Here is a 17,465-nt window from a genome sequence, read left to right on the forward strand (position 1 = left end):
CTCACTGAAGAACCGTCACCTGACACGGGCGGGCGAGCAGCGCGTCAATACGCGCTGCCCGCCCGCCCGTTGAGCTCGCGGCCGTACCTGACCAGGTGAAACCCGGGGTCAGGAAACCACCGCCGGATCCGCCTGCTGTTTCGCTACCTGGTCGGAGTTGTCGTCGTCGCCGACTGTGATGCCGCGCCTCTTGGAGACGTAAACGGAACCGACGATCACGCCGATCGACAGCACGGCGACGACGATCCGTACGCCCAGGCTCGCGTCCGCCCCGAAGCTGAACTTGACGACCGCGGGCGCGATAAGAAGCGCCACCAGGTTCATCACCTTCAGCAGCGGGTTGATCGCGGGCCCGGCCGTGTCCTTGAACGGGTCGCCGACCGTGTCGCCGATGACGGTCGCGGCATGGGCCTCGCTGCCCTTGCCGCCGTGGTGCCCGTCCTCGACGAGTTTCTTCGCGTTGTCCCACGCGCCACCGGAGTTGGCGAGGAAGACCGCCATCAGCGTGCCGGTGCCGATCGCCCCGGCGAGGAACGAACCGAGGGCACCGACGCCGAGCGTGAAACCGATCGCGATGGGCGCGAGAACGGCGAGCAGACCCGGCGTGGCCAACTCCCGCAACGCGTCCTTCGTGCAGATGTCGACGACGCGCCCGTACTCCGGCTTCTCCGTGTAGTCCATGATTCCGGGGTGTTCGCGGAACTGCCGCCGCACCTCGTAGACCACGGCACCCGCGGACCGCGACACCGCGTTGATCGCGAGTCCGGAGAAGAGGAAGACGACCGCGGCGCCGGCGATCAGGCCCACCAGATTGTTGGGCTGCGAGATGTCCATCACGAGGTTCATCGGGCCGCCGTCGCCGACCTTCTCGCCGACATCCCTGGCGGCGGAGACGATCGCGTCACGGTAGGACCCGAAGAGCGCCGAGGCCGCGAGTACGGCCGTGGCGATGGCGATTCCCTTGGTGATGGCCTTGGTCGTGTTGCCCACGGCGTCCAGGTCGGTGAGGACCTGCGCGCCCGAGCCCGTCACGTCACCGGACATCTCGGCGATGCCCTGCGCGTTGTCGGAGACGGGTCCGAAGGTGTCCATGGCGACGATGACGCCGACCGTGGTGAGCAGGCCCGTGCCCGCGAGGGCGACCGCGAACAGCGCCAGCATGATCGACGTGCCGCCGAGCAGGAACGCCCCGTACACGCCGAGACCGATCAACAGGCCGGTGTAGACGGCCGATTCGAGGCCGACGGAGATTCCTGCGAGCACCACGGTGGCGGGTCCGGTGAGCGACGACTTGCCGATGTCGCGGACCGGGCGCCGACTGGTCTCGGTGAAGTAGCCCGTGAGCTGCTGGATCAGCGCGGCGAGCACGATACCGATGGCCACGGCGACGAGGGCCAGGATCCGCGGATCACCGTCCTTCACCTTGATCGCCGCGTCGGTGATGCCGTTGAGCTCGGCATACGTCGCCGGCAGATACGTGTAGACCGCTGCGGCCACCAGGGCGAGCGAGATGACCGCGGAGATGAAGAACCCGCGGTTGATCGCGCTCATCCCGCTGCGATCGGTCCGGCGCGGCGCCACGGCGAAGATTCCGATCATGGCCGTCACTACGCCGATCGCGGGAACGATCAGCGGGAAGGCGAGCCCGGAGTCGCCGAAGGCCGCCTTGCCGAGGATCAGCGCGGCGACCAGCGTGACGGCGTACGACTCGAAGAGGTCGGCGGCCATACCGGCACAGTCGCCGACGTTGTCGCCCACGTTGTCGGCGATGGTCGCGGCATTACGCGGATCATCCTCCGGAATGCCCTTTTCGACCTTGCCGACCAGGTCGGCGCCGACGTCGGCGGCCTTGGTGAAGATGCCGCCTCCGACACGCATGAACATCGCGATGAGCGCCGCGCCGAGGCCAAATCCTTCGAGGACCTTGGGCGCGTCGGCCGCGTAGACCAGCACGACACAGGAGGCGCCGAGCAGACCCAGCCCCACCGTGAACATGCCGACTACGCCACCCGTGCGAAAAGCGATCTTCATGGCCTTGTGCGAGACGGCGGTGAGATCTTTTTCCGGCTCGCCTTCGGCCGGGGTGGCTTCCCTGGCCGCGGCGGCGACGCGCACATTACTGCGCACCGCGAGCCACATTCCGATGTATCCGGTGGTCGCCGAGAACACCGCGCCGATCAGGAAGAAGATCGAACGCCCGGCTCGCTGATTCCAATCGTCCGCGGGCAGCAGCATGAGCAGGAAGAACACCACGACGGCGAATACCGCGAGGGTCCGCAGCTGCCGTCCGAGATAGGCATTCGCGCCTTCCTGGACCGCTGCCGCGATCTTCTTCATGCTGTCGGTGCCCTCGCCTGCCGCCAGTACCTGGCGTACGAGCACTGCGGCCACCACGAGGGCGGCGAGCGCGACGATCCCGATCACCATGACGATGAGGCGGTTGTCGTCGGTCAGGACCGCGGCTGCGAAGGTTGAGGGGTGGTCAAACGCTTGAGGGGTAGAAAGCCCCGCCATTCGTCCTCCTTGACGCTTGGGCTGAGCTCAAGATGTGGACGGATTGTAGGGAGTGGCGCCTGATCAAAACAGTGCGCGAGAAACGGAATTTGCCATCCGTTACTACCCGGCGAATGATCGTCCAACACGATGGGCGCACAAGAAGCGGTAATGCCCTGAAAGCATTGAAGCTTGATCCAATTATGATCGACGATCTAGGAAACGCAAAAGGACCCTGCTCACCGGGGTGACTGCAGGGCCTCTAGCCAGAAACGATCACATGGGGGTACCGCCGGGCGAAGCCACGGGCGGGCGGATCAGGGGGCGTTGCGTGGACGCCGGGGGGACCGCGTCAGGACGGAAGAGTCACCGGCGTGGTCGGCCAAGTCATCCGAATGAGTCCACCGGACTCGTCCGTGGTGACCTCTACGTCGTCGACGAGGCCACTGATGACGGCGAGGCCCATGTCGTCCTCACCCTCCGCCTCCAGATCGTCCGACCCGCCGGGCGCGCCGGACGACTGATCGCCGGGAACACTCCGCGGAGCCTCGTCCCCGACCTCGATGGAGAACTGCTTCTCCTCCTCGGTGAGAAGTACCCGAACGGGTGCAGTGATACCGCTACTCCGGTGAAGACCGACGGCGCGGCTGCAGGCCTCGCCGACAGCGAGCCTGACCTCGTCGAGCACGGCCTCGTCCACTCCGGCCCTGCGCGCCACCGCGGCCGCCACCAGGCGGGCGGTTCTGACGTGCTCGGGCTGCGCGCTGAATCGGAGTTCGACGGTGGCCATGCATCCCCCTCGGATGTACGGGCGTGCTCTGAAGGGACCGGGCCATCGGCCCGGCCCCCACTTCCGCTCAGCCACCGGCCCGCGGGCCGGCGACCGATCAGTCGGTAGCCGCTACGGCTTCCTCGACCGAGGTGTGGATGGGGAACACCTTGGTCAGGCCGGTGATACGGAAGATCTTGAGAATGCGCTCCTGGTTGCAGACCAGTCGCAGCGAGCCCTCATGGGCCCGCACTCGCTTCAGTCCGCCCACCAGCACGCCGAGCCCGGTGGAGTCGAGGAAATCGACTCCCTCCATGTCGACGACAAGGTGGAAGCTGCCGTCGTTCACCAGCTCGACCAGCTGCTCTCGCAGCTTGGGCGCGGTATATACATCGATTTCGCCACCGACCTCGACGACCGTACGATCGCCGACGGTACGGGTCGACAGGGACAGGTCCACGGATCCTCCAGCACCTTGCTATCGAGCGGTCGTCCCTCGGGACACCTCGGCAGAGCCCCCGGGACGGATCGCCAGCCGCAATGGCATTCAATCACTTACCGGCAGGCGTGCACGACGCCTTAGGAGCATTGTCCGTCACGCCAGTGACACACTCGGTGTCGATGGCCAAGAATCACCGTCGCGGACAACCCACGGCGGACACCGCTTCCCGCCCCTCTCCAGGGGCGATTCTCGACCGGCTCGCCTCGGGTCCGAGCCGGGCTTCGCGCATCACTCATACGGAGCACTTGCCCCCGCGACCGGGTCGTCATGCCGTATGGCCCGACCGCATCCGATCCGAGGTCATCGCCGCCGTCCAGTCGGCCGGAATCGAGCACCCCTGGGCCCACCAGGCACTCGCCGCCGAGCACGCGATGGACGGCGAGTCGGTCGTCGTCTCCACCGGAACGGCCTCCGGAAAGTCCCTGGCGTACCTCGTCCCGGTGCTCTCCCGGCTCCTCGACGGCTCCGAGGCACCGAACGGGCGTGGCGCGACCGCGCTCTACCTCGCACCGACGAAAGCCCTCGCCGCGGACCAGTGCCGATCGGTGAAGGAACTTTCACAACCGCTCGGCACGGCGATCCGCCCCGCCGTCTACGACGGCGACACCCCCGTCGAGGAACGCGAGTGGGTGCGGCAGTACGCCAACTACGTCCTGACCAACCCCGACATGTTGCACCGCGGGATATTGCCCTCACACCCCCGCTGGTCCTCCTTCCTCAAGTCGCTCAAGTACGTCGTCATCGACGAGTGCCACACCTACCGCGGCGTCTTCGGGTCCCACGTCGCCCAGGTCCTGCGCCGTCTGCGCCGCCTGTGCGCCCGCTACGGCTCGGAACCCGTGTTCCTGCTGGCGTCCGCCACCGCCGCCGACCCGGCCGTCGCTGCGGAGCGCCTGACGGGCCTCCCGGTCCTCGAGATCGCCGACGACGCGTCGCCCCGCGGAGAGCTCGTCTTCGCCCTCTGGGAGCCCCCTCTCACCGATCTCCACGGCGAGAAGGGCGCCCCCGTCCGCCGCACCGCCACCGCCGAGACGGCGGACCTGCTGACCGACCTGACCGTGCAGGGCGTCCACTCCGTGGCCTTCGTACGCTCCCGGCGCGGCGCCGAGCTGATCTCGGTGATCGCCCAGGAACGCCTCGCCGAGATCGACCGCTCCCTTGCCCGCCGCGTCGCCGCGTACCGCGGCGGCTACCTGCCCGAGGAACGCCGCGCCCTCGAACGCGCCCTGCACTCCGGCGAACTGCTCGGCCTCGCCGCCACCACCGCCCTCGAACTCGGCATCGACGTCTCGGGGTTGGACGCCGTCGTCATCGCCGGCTACCCGGGCACCAGGGCGTCGCTGTGGCAGCAGGCGGGCCGCGCCGGACGATCAGGACAGGGCGCGCTCGCCGTCCTCGTCGCCCGCGACGACCCACTGGACACATACCTCGTCCACCACCCAGAAGCCCTCTTCGACCAGCCGGTGGAGTCCACGGTCCTGGACCCCGACAACCCGTACGTCCTCGCCCCCCATCTGTGCGCAGCCGCAGCCGAACTCCCGCTCACCGACGACGACTTGCCCCTCTTCGGTCCGACCACCGCCGAGCTGCTCCCCCAGCTGGAGGACGCGAAGCTGCTGCGCCGCCGCACCAAGGCCTGGCACTGGACCCGCCGCGAACGCGCCGCCGATCTGACGGACATCCGAGGCGACGGCGGCAGCCCCGTACAGATCGTCGAGGCGGGTACGGGACGCCTCCTGGGCACCGTGGACGCCGGCTCGGCGCACACGACCGTCCACGACGGCGCGGTCCACCTCCACCAGGGCCGCACATACCTCGTGAAGCACCTGGATCTGGAGGACTCGGTCGCCCTCGTCGAGGAGGCCAACCCGACCTACTCGACCACCGCTCGCGACACCACTGCCATCTCCGTACTGGAGACGGACATAGAAGTCCCTTGGGGTGAGGGCCGGTTGTGCTACGGCTCCGTCGAAGTCACCAACCAGGTCGTCTCCTTCCTGCGCCGTCGCCTCATCACCGGCGAAGTCCTCGGCGAGACCAAACTCGACCTCCCTCCCCGCACCCTCCGCACCCGCGCCGTGTGGTGGACGGTGACGGAGGATCAACTCGACGCGGCCCGCGTGAACCCGGAGATCCTCGGCGGCGCGCTCCATGCCGCCGAACACGCCTCCATCGGCATGCTGCCGCTGTTCGCCACCTGCGACCGCTGGGACATCGGCGGCGTCTCCATCCCGCTCCACCCGGACACCCTGCTGCCCACGGTGTTCGTGTACGACGGCCATCCCGGCGGGGCGGGATTCGCGGAGCGCGCGTTCCACACGGCCCGCGAGTGGCTCACGGCCACCCTCGAAGCGATCGCCTCCTGCGAGTGCGAGGCGGGCTGCCCGTCCTGCATCCAGTCCCCCAAGTGCGGCAACGGCAACGACCCTCTCCACAAGCGTGGCGCGGTACGGCTGCTGAAGGTCCTGCTGAGGGACGCGCCTCCGGCAGGGGCGCCGTCGGCTACGGCGGCACCTGCGGCGCAGGCCTCGCCCGAGGGGCGGCCGACATCGCAGCATCAGGAACCCCGGTCAGGACGCTGACTGACTGATCTTGCGAGGTCCCTCACCCGGGATCGAGGCCCCTCACCCGGGATCAGCGTGGCCGACCGGATCATCCGGATCAGCCGGACCTGCTGGGTCGGTCGGAACCTCAGGTGACACCGGACCCGCAGGCCCCGCCCGGGCCCTGACCTCCGTCGTCAGCGGCGCCACGCCGGCCGCCGCGGTGACATCGGAGACCTCTCCGTACACCGCACACCGCACGAGCCGCGTGTCCTGGGCGGCCGCCACCCTCGCCGCGTGGGCGCAGGCCGCCTTCCGGCCCTCCATCCAGTGATCAGCGGCCGCGAGAGCCGCCAGGTCGGCCGCCCCGCCTGCCCTGTGGCGTACGACGACGGCCTGCCCCATGGTCAGTACACACCCGAAGACCAGCCCGAGCGCGGCCATCGCCATCACTGCCCACACGGTCGCGGAACCCCGGTCCTCAGACTCCCTCCGCCGCTTCATGACTCACCCACCACCTCCGCTGTCCCGGCTACCGCGTCTGCCTCAGCCCTCCCCACCGTCTCCTCAGCCGCCCCCACTGTCTCCTCCGCCAACGCCACCGCGTCGGCCCGCAGATGGACGTTCAGCACCCCCGGCCCGGGCGCGGCGGCCTCGACGGCGACGCGGACCAGGTCGCCCTCCCGGCTCACGGCGACCTTCGCGCCACGCGGCGCGACCCTCTTCGCCGACTCCACGGCCGACCCCTGCGGGTCCTGGCGGGCGAGCGCCCTGGCGCCCGCCCTGGCCGCGTCCACGCACTGGATCTGCGCGGACGCGGCCATCAGCGCCCAGACCAGCGCCAACGTGAAGGTCACGAGCACCGGCAGCACCACGGCCGCCTCCGCCGTCACGAACCCCCGGTCACCGGCCCGTCGCCTGAGCGGGCCGGCCCTACCCATGGAGCGCCCTCTCGACGATCCCCTGCAGCGCAGCCTGCACCTGTCCGCTGGTCAGCACCTTCAGCAGCAGCCCGGCGAACCCGACCGCCGCGATCAGCCCCATCGCGTACTCCGACGTGACCATCCCCGCGTCCCGCTTCGCCGCACGCATCCGACGCACCCACATCCCGGCACGCGCCCGCATCACTCCGTACATTCCAACCCCCATGAAATTCCTCGAAGTTCCTCTGCCGTTCCCCACCAGCTGACGCTCACATGACGTCCACCGAACTCGGGCCACATCGCGCACCGGCCCGGGCCGCCCCCGCGGCCTCTCACCGACCTCCCAACAGCCCGCCGGCCACCCCGATCACCACGGGCAGCACTCCGATTGCCACGAACGCGGGCAGGAAGCACAGGCCCACCGGCGCCGTGATCAGCACGGCCGCCCGGCGCGCCACCGCGGCGGTCGCTCGCCCTCGCTCGGCCCGGGCCTCCGCGGCCAGCCGCGCCACCGGCTCTGCGGCCGGCGCGCCCGAATCACCGGCCCGTTCAAGAAGCCCGGCCAGCGCACCGGCCCCCGGTATCGACGCCAACTGCCGCCACGCAGCGCGTGGTTCACCGCCAAGCCGCACCTGGGCCGCGCCCCGCGCCAGAACCTCCCCAACCTGCCCGCCCAGCGACTCCCCCACAGCCCTCGCCGCCCTCACGGGATCGGCGCCGGCGGCGATGCACGCGGCCAGCAGATCAGCGGCCAAGGGCAGTTGCCGACGCGCCTGTGCGTGTGCGGCCTCCGAGGACGACGCCACGTCGGCCGCCGCACGGGCCCTTCGCCTCCACCGCCACACCCCGAACGCCGCGACCAGCCCCAGACCCAGCCCGGCCGCCCCGCCCACCAGCACGTATCCGGCACACACCGCCCCCATTGACGGCCCCCACCGGCCGACAGCGCCCCGCACATCCACATCCCGCCCCGCGGGCTTCTCAGCCGCAGCCTCCAGCAGGGCATTCAACCTCCGCAGCAGCGCCCGTCCCCTGCGGCATACCGCCACCTCTTGCACGACCCATCCCAGGGCCGCCACGACGCACAGCACGAGCCCCAGCCTGTGGACAACGTTCATCGCTCCTCCGCTCCCCGTACGATTCGCAGCGCCCACCACAGCCCCACTCCCTCCAACACCCCACCCACCAGCAGGCACCCGAACCCCGCACCGGTGTGCAACAGCACCCTCAACGGCCGGGCTCCGAGCACACTCCCCAGCAGCAGCCCCAGAAGGGGAAGCCCCGCGAGCATCACCGCCGTCGACCGCGACCCGGCCAACTGGGCGCGCAGATCAGCCCTTTGGTCCCGTTCGGCCCGCAGGGCGCCCGCGAGACGCTCCAGCCCAGCCGCGAGCCCCGCACCCCGGTCCACCGCCACCCGCCAGCACGCCGCGAGCCCCGACAGCCCCTCGGCCCCCGGCTCCCGCGCCGCCTCCCGCAGGGCCCCCGGCACGTCCCCACCGAACCGGGCAGCGGCCACCACCGCCCCATCGCCGACGCCCGAGCCGCCCACGCCTGCTCCCGTCTCCCCCTCCTCACGAACCGCCACGATCAGCGCCTCCCCCGGCTGCCGCCCCGCGCGCACCTCCCCCGCCAACACCCCGCACAGCGAGATCACTGCGTCCGCCCGACGCTCCCGCACCCGTCGCGCCTCCCGGTCCCGCCGCACCCGCGCCGCCAGAGGCACCCCCGCCGCGCCCACCACCAGCGGCACCACGGAAGCCCCGAGGGCCGCGAACACGGCCCCTACGACCAGCACCCACCACTCCCATCGCTCCCGCCACCGCGCCCAACCCTCACGCCACGCCTGCGCACCCCACGGCACACCACCGCCGGGACCCAGCAGCTCTCTCGCCCGCCGCACCTCCCGCCCGTGCCCACCACCGGCAACCCAGGCCGCGGCCCCCACACAGACCAGAGCCGCACAACCATCAGGCCCCACCCCGACTCCCACCGCCCCAACGCCAGTGCCAACCCCAGCCACAACAACCGTCCCCTCCACGGACATCACCCCTCACCAACCCACGCCCCGCCCAAAGAGCCGCGCCGCCCAACCACCCCGACCGCCCCCACACACCGGCCCACACCAGCCCCAACACGCCTAACCCCCCTCCGCGAACTCCCCGAGCAACCCCCGCAACCGCCCCCACCCCCGCTCCCGTACGAACTCCCCCTCGCCCCACCGCAGCGCCGGCACCGTGACCACCCAGCCGGCCGCGTCACGTTCCAGAACATGGACGTCGGCGATGCGACGGCGGCCCCTCCGGTCCCGTACGAGGTGAAGCACCACCGATAGGGCCGCCGCCAACTGGCTGTGCAGCGCGCCGCGATCGAGGCCGGCCGCCGTCCCCAAGGCCTCGAGGCGGGCGGGCACATCATGGGCAGCGTTTGCGTGGACCGTGCCGCAGCCACCTTCGTGTCCCGTGTTCAGCGCGGCGAGGAGCGCCACCACCTCCGGGCCCCGCACCTCGCCCACCACAAGGCGGTCCGGCCGCATGCGCAGCGCCTGACGTACCAGATCGTCCAGGGCCACGAGCCCCGCCCCTTCCTGGTTGGCCGGCCGTGCCTCGAGCCGCACCACATGCGGATGGTCGGGCCGTAGCTCGGCGGAGTCCTCGGCGAGCACCACGCGCTCCCCCGGCCCCACCAGGCCGAGCAACGCACTCAGGAGCGTCGTCTTCCCGAACACCTGACGAGGACACCACTGGACTGTCAGACTCGGGGCTATGAGCCCAACTCTTCGCTCCGCCGTTGACGTTGCTGCAGGTGGAAAGACTCGCGCGGTGATCTACTGCCGTATCAGCCAGGACCGCACGGGCGCCGGCCTCGGCGTCGAGCGGCAGCGCCAGGACTGCGAGGCGCTCGCGGAACGTAACGGCTGGGAAGTCGTGGAGACCTACGTCGACAACGACGTGTCCGCGTTCAAGGGCGGCAAGAAGCGCAAGGACTACCACCGGATGCTCGCCGACCTCGAGCAGGGCACCGCCACGATCGTCATCGCCTGGCACACCGACCGCCTGCACCGGTCCCCCACCGAGCTCGAGGCCTACATCGATCTGTCCGAGCGCCGGGGTGTAGCTACACACACCGTGCAGGCCGGGACGATCGACCTCGCCACACCGTCCGGCAGGATGACCGCCCGCATCCTCGGCGCCGTCGCCCGCCAGGAGTCCGAGCACAAGGGCCACCGCGTGGCCCGCGCCCGCCAGCAGAAGGCGATGGCCGGCGAATGGGCAGGCGGCATCCGCCCGTTCGGCTGGGGCGTGCCCACCGACGAGACGCGCAAGCGGGTCGACTGGAAGACGGGCGAGGAGTCCGAGGTGCCCGTCCTCGACATGAGCAAGGCCGTACCCGAGGAGGCCGCGGCGATCGAGACGGGCACGGACATGCTCCTGTCCGGCGGCTCGATGAGGAGCTGGGTGAAGTGGCTGGCAGACAAAGGGTTCACCACTCCGCGCGGGAATCCGATCACTCACGTCGAGGGGCGAGACATGCTGATGCGCCCCAGGAACGCCGGGATCGCCATCTACAAGGGCGAGGAGGTCGGGCGCGGGCAGTGGGAGCCGATCGTGCCCGAGGAGAAGTTCAGGGCCGTCGTGGCGATCCTGAAGGATCCGGCCCGGCGGACGAGCCCCGGCGCCCAGCCGAAGTGGCTCGGATCGATGCTGTTCGTCTGCGGCCGCGATGGCTGCGGTGGCGGCGTCAAGGTGACGCAGTCGGGCGGGAAGGCCTACCCGTCGTACAGGTGCCCGACCGGGCACGGCGGCGGACGCAGGGCCGAGATTGTCGACCAGTACGTCGAGGACGTGCTCGCCGAGCGGCTGTCACGTGATGATGCGCAGGACCTGCTGCTGCCCGGTCCGGACGACGTGGATGTGCCGGGGCTGCAGGCGGAGAGCGAGCAGATCCGCCGGCGCATGACGGACCTCGCGGCACTGTTCGGGTCGGGGCAGATCGACATGGTCCAGTTCACGGAGGGCACGGACATCGCGCGCGCCCAGCTGGAGGGTGTGACGCAGCGGCTGGCGCGGGCTGCGACCACCGACCCGCTCGTCGGCCTGGTCGGCGCACCCGATGTGCGTAAGGCCTGGCGGGCGCTGGAGTTGGACCGGAAGCGCAACGTACTGCGCGCCCTGGTCACGATCACGCTGCTGCCGCCGCGCACGGGCCGCATGCCCGACGGCGGGTACTTCGACTACGACGCCGTGCAGTTCGATTGGAAGCGCGGCGCAGCCGACTCGCCGTCATCGCCGAGGCAGTAACAACGCCGGTACGTCGGACCCTTCACGGATACCTCCAGGCCTCGGTCAGTAGGCCTACGACTCATTGTCGCCGTCGCTCGGGAACTCGCGGTATCGCTCCTCGTTCACATTCCGTACCGCCTTCTCTCTACGCCAAGCGGTTGTCGCCTGCATGACGACCTGTTCGACCTGCTTCTCGGTGAGGCCCTGGTCGAGCGCTTCCCCGACCGCTCGCGTGACTCCGCCCATTGCGCTCTGCACGTCCTCGGCTACACCGAAGTGGGCTCGAAGTGGGGGCAGTTGGTTTGCCGCCCGGAATCGTTCCACCCCCCCTTCCGGGAAGGTCACCTTTTCCTCATCGTGCAGGCGCCAAATCTCCCCCAGCGGAACGTCACCCAACGCCCAAGGCCAGGCGTCCCACGGCTCAAGCGCCAGCTCTGGGGCCAGACGGATGACAGGGATGGCAGCACGCTTCTTGCCGCTGGAATCTGTCCAGTCGTTCCACTCCCAGGCCTCTTGATGTGCGGGATCGTCTGCTGTCCCGTCGGTGGGCGGAGGGCCCAGGAGTAGCCGCGTCGGCGTGACCTCGAGGGCCACCGCCAGGGCAACCAAGTCATCGGCGTCTACACGCCGCTGCCCCTGTTCGATCTTGGTGATGCCCGACGGCAGGATCGGCCGGCCGAGCTTGGACAGCCGCGACGAGAGCTCACGTACCGAGGTGCGTCCCCGTAGGCGCGCCACCTCCTTTGCCAGCCGCTGCCCAACACTGCCGAGCTTTGTCGTTGTTTCCATGACACGAACGGTAGATGCCGAAACGGGTACTGCCAACCCTTGTCGCGTTTCCAAAACACGAACAGTCGATGCCACTTGACGAACACCCAACGTTTGCCGCAGTCTGTTTCCACCTTCCGCTGATGCGTTTCCAGAAGGGAAACACCATGACTGCTGCCGAGCAGCACGAGGAGCAGCGCCGCCCCCTGGCTACGCCGGATGAACTGGCCGTCTACCTGGGAGTTCCGAAGGCGACCATCTACCAGTGGTCGTCTCGCGGCGGCGGGGTTCCCCTGATCCGCGTTGGGCGTCACCTGCGAGCACGCTGGTCCGACGTCGACGCCTGGCTGGAGGAGCAGGCGTGCGGGGTGAGTGCGGCATGACGGCCGCCGAGATCCTCGACCAGCCCGCGCTCATCCCGCAGGAGACCGGCACCGCTTCCGTGTACCAGCCGGAAGCGTCCGCCGGAAACGACGAAGAGGCCGGGTACCAGCCGGCCTCTCCTGTCGAGCAATCCGCAGCTACCGCGAAGTAAGAAACGGAAAAGCGCTCATGACCAGAGTATCCATGGCGACAGCGTCGTCGCCTACCCCGACCGACCAGCGCGTGCGCCTCGTCCTCGAGGCCGAAAACTTCCAGGACCCCGACGGCGGACCCGACTCCCTCATCGTCACCACCGACGACCTCGCGTGCGAGCCGATGAGCCCCGCCCGCCTGCTCGGCATGGTCGCCGACGCCCGCGCCCAGCTCGACGCGATGGAGCGGATAGCGAAGGAGTTCGAGGCCCGCGACACGCTTCGCGCCATCGTCGCCGAACACGACCTGCAGCTCGAGGAGCTCGACACCGAGACGCTCTTCCCGGAGCACCTCCGCGGACAGCTCATGGCTTGGTACGGCGAGGTGGAAGACAGCAAGAAGATCGTCGCCGTCCCCGCCGGCCAGAACCCCATCGAGCGCGTGAACGCGGTCGCCGCCCTGGTCAACGACCTGCAGGCCCGGGCATGACCGAGCCGAGGGAACAACTCGCGAATTCCGTGCTCTCCTTGAACTCGGGCGCGGGGCCTGAGCAGTTGGAGGAAGACTGCATGGCCCTTCCGTGCCCTCCGGCCCGCCCCGCCGGTTACTGGGACCGCGTCCGTCGCATCGTCGATCAGGCGCCGCCCCTCACCGACGACCAGCGCGCCCGCATCCGCGCCGCCTTCCACCAGCCCGCATCGCGGGAGGCGGCATGACCGACGCCCTGCGGCCTGAGTGCCGCCACTGGGTCGGCTCCGAACGCCGTCACTGCCGCGAGGCCGACGGCGTCCGCCAGTACCTCCCCGGCCCGCGCTGCCCCGCCCACACCCCGGCCGCCCTGCAGGGCAAGGCCGAACCCCCGACCGGCCCCGGCTGGCCCAGCCTCAAGGAGACGCAGTGACCCAGCACCGTCCCGGGCAGTGGCCCGTCACCGAGCCCGTCGACCTCGACGCCATCGAGCACCAGCACGCCGACGACCAGGGCGAGCTGTACATGAAGCGCGCCGCCGAGAAGGCCCTGCACGAGATGGCCCTCGACTCCATCCGGCACGACCTGGAGCAGCAGCCGAGCCCGCTCACGGTCGTCACCGCCGCACGCAACTGGTGCACGCGCATCACGGCCGCCGCCGAGGAGATCGCCCGCGAGAAGCGGCGCGCCGCCTGAGTCACGGGCAGGCGCAGCCACCCCCTGCTGCGCCTGCCCGTACCCACGAACCACTGATCCAGCTCGTAGAAGAGAGCACGTTCGTGACTGACACCATCGCCTTCAACCGGCTCGCGGATCTCCTCCGCGACATGGGCGAACCCACGCGCTACCAGGGCGGCGCATTGCGTACCCGCGGTATCTGCCACGACGGTGACTCCCCCGACACCGTCGCAGCCCGGCGCGGTAACAAGAACAACGTCGTCATCCACTGCCACAAGTGCGACGGCAACACTGACTTCCTGGCGGCCATCGGCTGGACCGAAGCCGACACCTTCGACGAGCCCCTCGAGCGGCAGCGCGATCGGCCGGCCGACGACACCTGGGTCCCGTGCCGTGACCGCGGGCATAAGCGCGTCGCCCAGTACCAGTACCGCGACGAGAACGGCGCCGTCGTCCACGGCGTCACCCGCTGCGATCACAAGTGCTTCGCCCAGTGGCGCCCCGACAACAGCGCCAAGAGCGGGCGCCGCTGGAGCCTCAACGACAAGGAAGGCAACCGGCTCGTCAGGGTCGTGCCCTTCCGGCTGCCCGAGCTCCTCAAGGCCAAGGTCGACGACCAGGTCGTGTTCATCTGCGAGGGCGAGAAAGACGCGCTCGCGCTCGTCGACAACGGGTTCGCCGCCACCTGCAATGCGGGCGGCGCCGGGAAGTGGACGGCCGAACACGCCCGCCACCTCGAGGGGCTGGACGTCACCGTCTTCGCCGACCGGGACGAGCCCGGCCGCGATCACGCCGTCCACGTCGTCGAGACCCTCACCGGTATCGCCCGCTCCATCTACGTGGTGCAGGCGCTCAGCGGCAAGGACGCCGCCGATCACTTCGCCGCCGGGCACAAGGCGGATCAGTTCGTGCAGGTGTGGGCGCCCGTCCCGTACCCCGGCGACCCGGCGGTGACCGAATGAGTGCCGCGCCCAACTGGGCCCCGAACGTCGAATCCCCGTCGTGGGACAAGGGCGTTCACGCGGAAGACCTCAAGGGCTGGGACGAGCCCGTACCGCTCGACCCGCCGCCGGCACCGCTGTTGGATGCGGTCAAGCTGCGGGGCGTCGGACGGATGGCGCAGGCCGTCGCCGACTCCCTGCAGGTCCCCGTCGACCTGCCCGCCTGGCTGGGCATGGCCGTGGTGTCCACGGCCATCGGCGGCCGCCGCACCGTGAGCCCCAAGCCGGACTGGGTCGAGCCCGTCACCCTCTACACGATGCCCGTCGCAGCGCCCGGCGAGATGAAGTCACCCGCCCTCGGGCTCATGGCGAAGCCGATCTTCGAGGAGCAGAAGCGGCGCCGGCTGGAAGACGGCCCGTCCATCGCACGGGATCAGCAGGACCGGCGCATCGCCGAGGCCTGCGTCTCTGACGCCGAGTCCAAGGTCATCAAGGCGGGCGACCCCGCCAAGCGCAAGTCCATGCGAACCCTCCTCGACGCCGCACGCGATGACCTCGAATCGCTCGGCGAGCCCAAGGTGTTCACGCAGCTCATCGCCGACGACACCACCCCCGAGGCTGCGACAGACGTCATCGCCGAGCAGGGCGAGCGGCTGGCCGTGCTCTCCACCGAGAGCTCGTTCCTCGGCAACGTCGGCGGCAGGTACAGCAAGAACGCCAACCCCGAGATCGTGCTGAAGGCGTGGAGCCAGGAGCCCCACGCGGTCAACCGCAAGAGCGGTCGGCCGCTGCTGCTGGAGCGCCCCAACCTGTCCCTCGGCCTGGCCGTACAGCCCGGCTTCCTGACCGGCATGGGGGAGACCGGCGACGTCTTCGAGGCCCGCGGCCTCATGGCCCGCTTCATCTTCTCCATGCCCGCCAGCCGGGTCGGCGACCGCGTGTACGACACCGACCCCATCCCGCCCGAGACGAGCCAGGCATGGGGTGCACGGGTCAAAGACATGATGGCGTCGATCTGGGACGACGAAGAGCCGCAGGAGATGCAGCTCGACCGCAAGGCGAAGGAATCCTTCCGCTCGTTCTGGGAGGCGCTGGAGCCCCGGCACAAGTCGCACGGCGACCTCGCCGCCATCGAGGGCTGGGCGAAGAAGCTGCCCGGCCAAGTCCTTCGGATCGCCGCGGTGTTGACCCTCTTCGAGAACCCTGAGGCGCTGATCGTGCCGGGCGACGTGATGGACGACGCCGTATCCCTCGTCCCGTACCTGATCGCGCACGCCCGCCTCGTCTCCGATCTGATGTCGGCCGAGCGGCAGTCGAAGCTCGGTCCCGCCCGCGCCGTCCTCGACTGGCTGCGCCGGAAGGAAGTCGAGGGACGCTTCGCCGCTGGCGATATCGAGAAGGGCGTTCGCGGTCAGGCCTGGTGCACGGAGGTGGCCGACGTCGACGACGCCCTCGACGCGCTGGTGCGAGCGGGCTGGGTCCGTCAGATCGACCCGCCCGAGCGCAAGGAGGGGCAGAAGGGGCGCCCGCAGAAGCGCCGGTTCGTGGCCCACCCGGATGTGACGAGCAGGACGGAGAGCCGGGTTATCTCCATTAATTCCATGCCCCGGGGTGCCGCGTAACCCGCCCCGGCATTACTTCCAGAACTCTCCGTAAGCCTATTTCTAACTAATTATTACTCTGCGTAACCAATAACTAACCCCACGGCTACCGACCGCCCCGAGCCTCCCCACCCTGAACGACCCCCATCGCATGGAATTAATGGAGGAAAGCCCGCCGTGAACGTCGACGACATAGTCGCGGCCAAGATCGCCGCCGCCCGCGCCCGAGCCGAGGCAGCCAAGCGCCGGCGCGCCACCCTCACCGCCGCCCGGCAACGCGGCCTCTCCCACCGGCACGCCCAGAAGCTCCGCAACCTCAACCGTGGCGATATCGACACGGTTGCCGACCCAACCGTGGTCCAGAGAGCCACGGTTGCCGAGGACGACGTGGTGACCGAGGTGACCGAGGTGACCGAGGCCGAGTTCCACGCCGCGGTCCGTACCTCGCTCGCCCGGCTCGGCCTCACCTACGCCGAGCTCGAAGACCAAGCCCGCCGCCGCGACTTCACCAGCGCCCAAGCCCAAGTCCTGTGGGTGTCCATCGGCGGCGCCGTCAACACCGACCTGCTCAACACCGACACCGAGGAGAACCAGTGACCACGACCACGACCGTCATCCGGATCGGCGACGACCGCGACACCACGCACACCGTGCAGACCATCGCCGTCGACACCAGCACCTGCAGCCACGGGCGCGGCAGCTGCGGCAAGCCCGGCGCCGTCGCCGTCCGCAACACCATCGACCAGCAGCGGCCCGCCGAGAACAGCACCATGCGGATCACGCTGTGCGCCCACCACCAGGACGAGGCGCCCCAGATGCACGAAGCGTGGGTCGCCTCGGCCCGCGAACTGCAGGACCCGGTCAAGCACGCCGAGTTCCTCGCCGCCGCCGGCATCACCCGAGCCTGACCCGCACGACACCGGCCGGGCCCGCGGATATCGGGCCCGGCCTCCCGCCCAGCACACCACAGAAGGAGACCG

The 17,465-nt window shown here is 69.9% G+C and carries 21 protein-coding genes and 1 pseudogene; 12 read left to right on the forward strand and 10 right to left on the reverse strand.

Annotated elements, in window-relative coordinates; translation table 11 throughout:
• Nucleotides 1-108: 108 nt before the first annotated feature.
• From ACWFR4_RS28945 to bldG, 3 genes are all read right to left on the reverse strand, one after another.
• Nucleotides 109-2,514 carry a sodium-translocating pyrophosphatase gene (locus ACWFR4_RS28945; protein WP_453655252.1) on the reverse strand — a complete coding sequence of 802 codons (2,406 nt, stop codon included), beginning with the start codon at nucleotides 2,512-2,514 and terminating at the stop codon, nucleotides 109-111.
• Between the two features lie 331 nt (nucleotides 2,515-2,845).
• Complete coding sequence (locus ACWFR4_RS28950) at nucleotides 2,846-3,283, reverse strand: ATP-binding protein (RefSeq protein WP_453655253.1); 438 nt, start codon at nucleotides 3,281-3,283, stop codon at nucleotides 2,846-2,848.
• Between the two features lie 97 nt (nucleotides 3,284-3,380).
• Nucleotides 3,381-3,722, reverse strand: a complete 342-nt coding sequence (gene bldG, locus ACWFR4_RS28955) for an anti-sigma factor antagonist BldG (protein WP_003975386.1) — start codon at nucleotides 3,720-3,722, stop codon at nucleotides 3,381-3,383.
• A gap of 80 nt (nucleotides 3,723-3,802) precedes the next feature.
• Here bldG and ACWFR4_RS28960 point away from each other — a divergent pair, with 80 nt between their 5' ends.
• A complete protein-coding gene (locus ACWFR4_RS28960; RefSeq protein ID WP_453461154.1) occupies nucleotides 3,803-6,346 on the forward strand; it encodes a DEAD/DEAH box helicase in 2,544 nt (847 codons plus the stop codon).
• Nucleotides 6,347-6,388: 42 nt separating this feature from the next.
• Here the strand turns inward: ACWFR4_RS28960 and ACWFR4_RS28965 are convergent, their stop codons facing one another.
• The 6 genes and pseudogenes from ACWFR4_RS28965 to ACWFR4_RS28990 all read right to left on the reverse strand — a co-directional run.
• Nucleotides 6,389-6,811: an Rv3654c family TadE-like protein gene (locus ACWFR4_RS28965; RefSeq protein WP_453461151.1), complete on the reverse strand. Its 423-nt coding sequence runs from the start codon at nucleotides 6,809-6,811 to the stop codon at nucleotides 6,389-6,391.
• Entirely contained in the window at nucleotides 6,808-7,248 is a 441-nt protein-coding gene (locus tag ACWFR4_RS28970) for a TadE family type IV pilus minor pilin (protein ID WP_453461148.1), read from the reverse strand. The genes ACWFR4_RS28965 and ACWFR4_RS28970 overlap by 4 nt, the downstream gene beginning before the upstream one ends.
• A complete protein-coding gene (locus ACWFR4_RS28975) occupies nucleotides 7,241-7,444 on the reverse strand; it encodes a DUF4244 domain-containing protein (RefSeq protein ID WP_453461166.1) in 204 nt (67 codons plus the stop codon). Before ACWFR4_RS28975 ends, ACWFR4_RS28970 begins: the two co-directional genes overlap by 8 nt.
• A gap of 118 nt (nucleotides 7,445-7,562) precedes the next feature.
• Complete coding sequence (locus ACWFR4_RS28980; RefSeq protein WP_453655255.1) at nucleotides 7,563-8,348, reverse strand: type II secretion system F family protein; 786 nt, start codon at nucleotides 8,346-8,348, stop codon at nucleotides 7,563-7,565.
• A complete protein-coding gene (locus ACWFR4_RS28985; protein WP_453655257.1) occupies nucleotides 8,345-9,277 on the reverse strand; it encodes a type II secretion system F family protein in 933 nt (310 codons plus the stop codon). Before ACWFR4_RS28985 ends, ACWFR4_RS28980 begins: the two co-directional genes overlap by 4 nt.
• 93 nt (nucleotides 9,278-9,370) lie before the next feature.
• Nucleotides 9,371-9,952 (reverse strand): annotated as a pseudogene (locus ACWFR4_RS28990) (ATPase, T2SS/T4P/T4SS family); the annotation flags it as partial.
• 100 nt (nucleotides 9,953-10,052) lie between these two features.
• Between ACWFR4_RS28990 and ACWFR4_RS28995 the strand changes: the two are divergent.
• Nucleotides 10,053-11,531 (forward strand): recombinase family protein, encoded by a 1,479-nt coding sequence (locus ACWFR4_RS28995; protein WP_453655259.1) that lies wholly within the window; start codon nucleotides 10,053-10,055, stop codon nucleotides 11,529-11,531.
• 54 nt (nucleotides 11,532-11,585) lie between these two features.
• On the opposite strand, the gene ACWFR4_RS29000 is transcribed toward ACWFR4_RS28995, so the two are convergent.
• The gene (locus ACWFR4_RS29000; protein ID WP_453655261.1) at nucleotides 11,586-12,302 is read right to left on the reverse strand and encodes a helix-turn-helix domain-containing protein; all 717 of its coding nucleotides are present in this window, start codon (nucleotides 12,300-12,302) and stop codon (nucleotides 11,586-11,588) included.
• Between the two features lie 146 nt (nucleotides 12,303-12,448).
• Between ACWFR4_RS29000 and ACWFR4_RS29005 the strand changes: the two genes are divergently transcribed.
• From ACWFR4_RS29005 to ACWFR4_RS29050, 10 genes are all read left to right on the forward strand, one after another.
• Nucleotides 12,449-12,664 carry an excisionase family DNA-binding protein gene (locus ACWFR4_RS29005; protein WP_453655263.1) on the forward strand — a complete coding sequence of 72 codons (216 nt, stop codon included), beginning with the start codon at nucleotides 12,449-12,451 and terminating at the stop codon, nucleotides 12,662-12,664.
• Entirely contained in the window at nucleotides 12,661-12,816 is a 156-nt protein-coding gene (locus ACWFR4_RS29010) for a hypothetical protein (RefSeq protein WP_453655265.1), read from the forward strand. Before ACWFR4_RS29005 ends, ACWFR4_RS29010 begins: the two co-directional genes overlap by 4 nt.
• Before the next feature lie 17 nt (nucleotides 12,817-12,833).
• Nucleotides 12,834-13,286: a hypothetical protein gene (locus ACWFR4_RS29015; RefSeq protein WP_453655267.1), complete on the forward strand. Its 453-nt coding sequence runs from the start codon at nucleotides 12,834-12,836 to the stop codon at nucleotides 13,284-13,286.
• Nucleotides 13,287-13,366: 80 nt separating this feature from the next.
• Entirely contained in the window at nucleotides 13,367-13,513 is a 147-nt protein-coding gene (locus ACWFR4_RS29020; protein WP_453655269.1) for a hypothetical protein, read from the forward strand.
• Nucleotides 13,510-13,698: a hypothetical protein gene (locus ACWFR4_RS29025; protein ID WP_453655271.1), complete on the forward strand. Its 189-nt coding sequence runs from the start codon at nucleotides 13,510-13,512 to the stop codon at nucleotides 13,696-13,698. The genes ACWFR4_RS29020 and ACWFR4_RS29025 overlap by 4 nt, the downstream gene beginning before the upstream one ends.
• Nucleotides 13,695-13,961, forward strand: coding sequence for a hypothetical protein (locus ACWFR4_RS29030; RefSeq protein ID WP_453655273.1), 267 nt, complete (start codon nucleotides 13,695-13,697; stop codon nucleotides 13,959-13,961). The genes ACWFR4_RS29025 and ACWFR4_RS29030 overlap by 4 nt, the downstream gene beginning before the upstream one ends.
• Nucleotides 13,962-14,044: 83 nt before the next feature.
• On the forward strand, nucleotides 14,045-14,905 hold the full coding sequence (locus ACWFR4_RS29035; protein WP_453655275.1) for a toprim domain-containing protein: 861 nt from the start codon (nucleotides 14,045-14,047) through the stop codon (nucleotides 14,903-14,905).
• Complete coding sequence (locus ACWFR4_RS29040) at nucleotides 14,902-16,506, forward strand: YfjI family protein (protein WP_453655277.1); 1,605 nt, start codon at nucleotides 14,902-14,904, stop codon at nucleotides 16,504-16,506. The genes ACWFR4_RS29035 and ACWFR4_RS29040 overlap by 4 nt, the downstream gene beginning before the upstream one ends.
• Nucleotides 16,507-16,662: 156 nt before the next feature.
• Nucleotides 16,663-17,082, forward strand: a complete 420-nt coding sequence (locus tag ACWFR4_RS29045; RefSeq protein ID WP_453655279.1) for a hypothetical protein — start codon at nucleotides 16,663-16,665, stop codon at nucleotides 17,080-17,082.
• Nucleotides 17,079-17,393: a hypothetical protein gene (locus tag ACWFR4_RS29050; RefSeq protein ID WP_453655281.1), complete on the forward strand. Its 315-nt coding sequence runs from the start codon at nucleotides 17,079-17,081 to the stop codon at nucleotides 17,391-17,393. Before ACWFR4_RS29045 ends, ACWFR4_RS29050 begins: the two co-directional genes overlap by 4 nt.
• Nucleotides 17,394-17,465 lie beyond the last annotated feature (72 nt).

The sequence above is a fragment of the Streptomyces sp. NPDC055140 genome, from assembly GCF_053607285.1.

Bases quoted from the DNA above. Each gene is read 5' to 3' on its own strand.
- ACWFR4_RS28980 (WP_453655255.1), bottom strand. From the start codon at position 8,348: ATGAACGTTGTCCACAGGCTGGGGCTCGTGCTGTGCGTCGTGGCGGCC.
- ACWFR4_RS29020 (WP_453655269.1), top strand. From the start codon at position 13,367: ATGGCCCTTCCGTGCCCTCCGGCCCGCCCCGCCGGTTACTGGGACCGC.
- ACWFR4_RS29025 (WP_453655271.1), top strand. From the start codon at position 13,510: ATGACCGACGCCCTGCGGCCTGAGTGCCGCCACTGGGTCGGCTCCGAA.
- ACWFR4_RS28945 (WP_453655252.1), bottom strand. From the start codon at position 2,514: ATGGCGGGGCTTTCTACCCCTCAAGCGTTTGACCACCCCTCAACCTTC.
- ACWFR4_RS28975 (WP_453461166.1), bottom strand. From the start codon at position 7,444: ATGTACGGAGTGATGCGGGCGCGTGCCGGGATGTGGGTGCGTCGGATG.
- ACWFR4_RS29040 (WP_453655277.1), top strand. From the start codon at position 14,902: ATGAGTGCCGCGCCCAACTGGGCCCCGAACGTCGAATCCCCGTCGTGG.
- ACWFR4_RS28965 (WP_453461151.1), bottom strand. From the start codon at position 6,811: ATGAAGCGGCGGAGGGAGTCTGAGGACCGGGGTTCCGCGACCGTGTGG.
- ACWFR4_RS28960 (WP_453461154.1), top strand. From the start codon at position 3,803: ATGGCATTCAATCACTTACCGGCAGGCGTGCACGACGCCTTAGGAGCA.
- ACWFR4_RS28970 (WP_453461148.1), bottom strand. From the start codon at position 7,248: ATGGGTAGGGCCGGCCCGCTCAGGCGACGGGCCGGTGACCGGGGGTTC.
- ACWFR4_RS29005 (WP_453655263.1), top strand. From the start codon at position 12,449: ATGACTGCTGCCGAGCAGCACGAGGAGCAGCGCCGCCCCCTGGCTACG.
- ACWFR4_RS29000 (WP_453655261.1), bottom strand. From the start codon at position 12,302: ATGGAAACAACGACAAAGCTCGGCAGTGTTGGGCAGCGGCTGGCAAAG.
- ACWFR4_RS29015 (WP_453655267.1), top strand. From the start codon at position 12,834: ATGACCAGAGTATCCATGGCGACAGCGTCGTCGCCTACCCCGACCGAC.
- ACWFR4_RS28950 (WP_453655253.1), bottom strand. From the start codon at position 3,283: ATGGCCACCGTCGAACTCCGATTCAGCGCGCAGCCCGAGCACGTCAGA.
- ACWFR4_RS28985 (WP_453655257.1), bottom strand. From the start codon at position 9,277: ATGTCCGTGGAGGGGACGGTTGTTGTGGCTGGGGTTGGCACTGGCGTT.
- ACWFR4_RS29010 (WP_453655265.1), top strand. From the start codon at position 12,661: ATGACGGCCGCCGAGATCCTCGACCAGCCCGCGCTCATCCCGCAGGAG.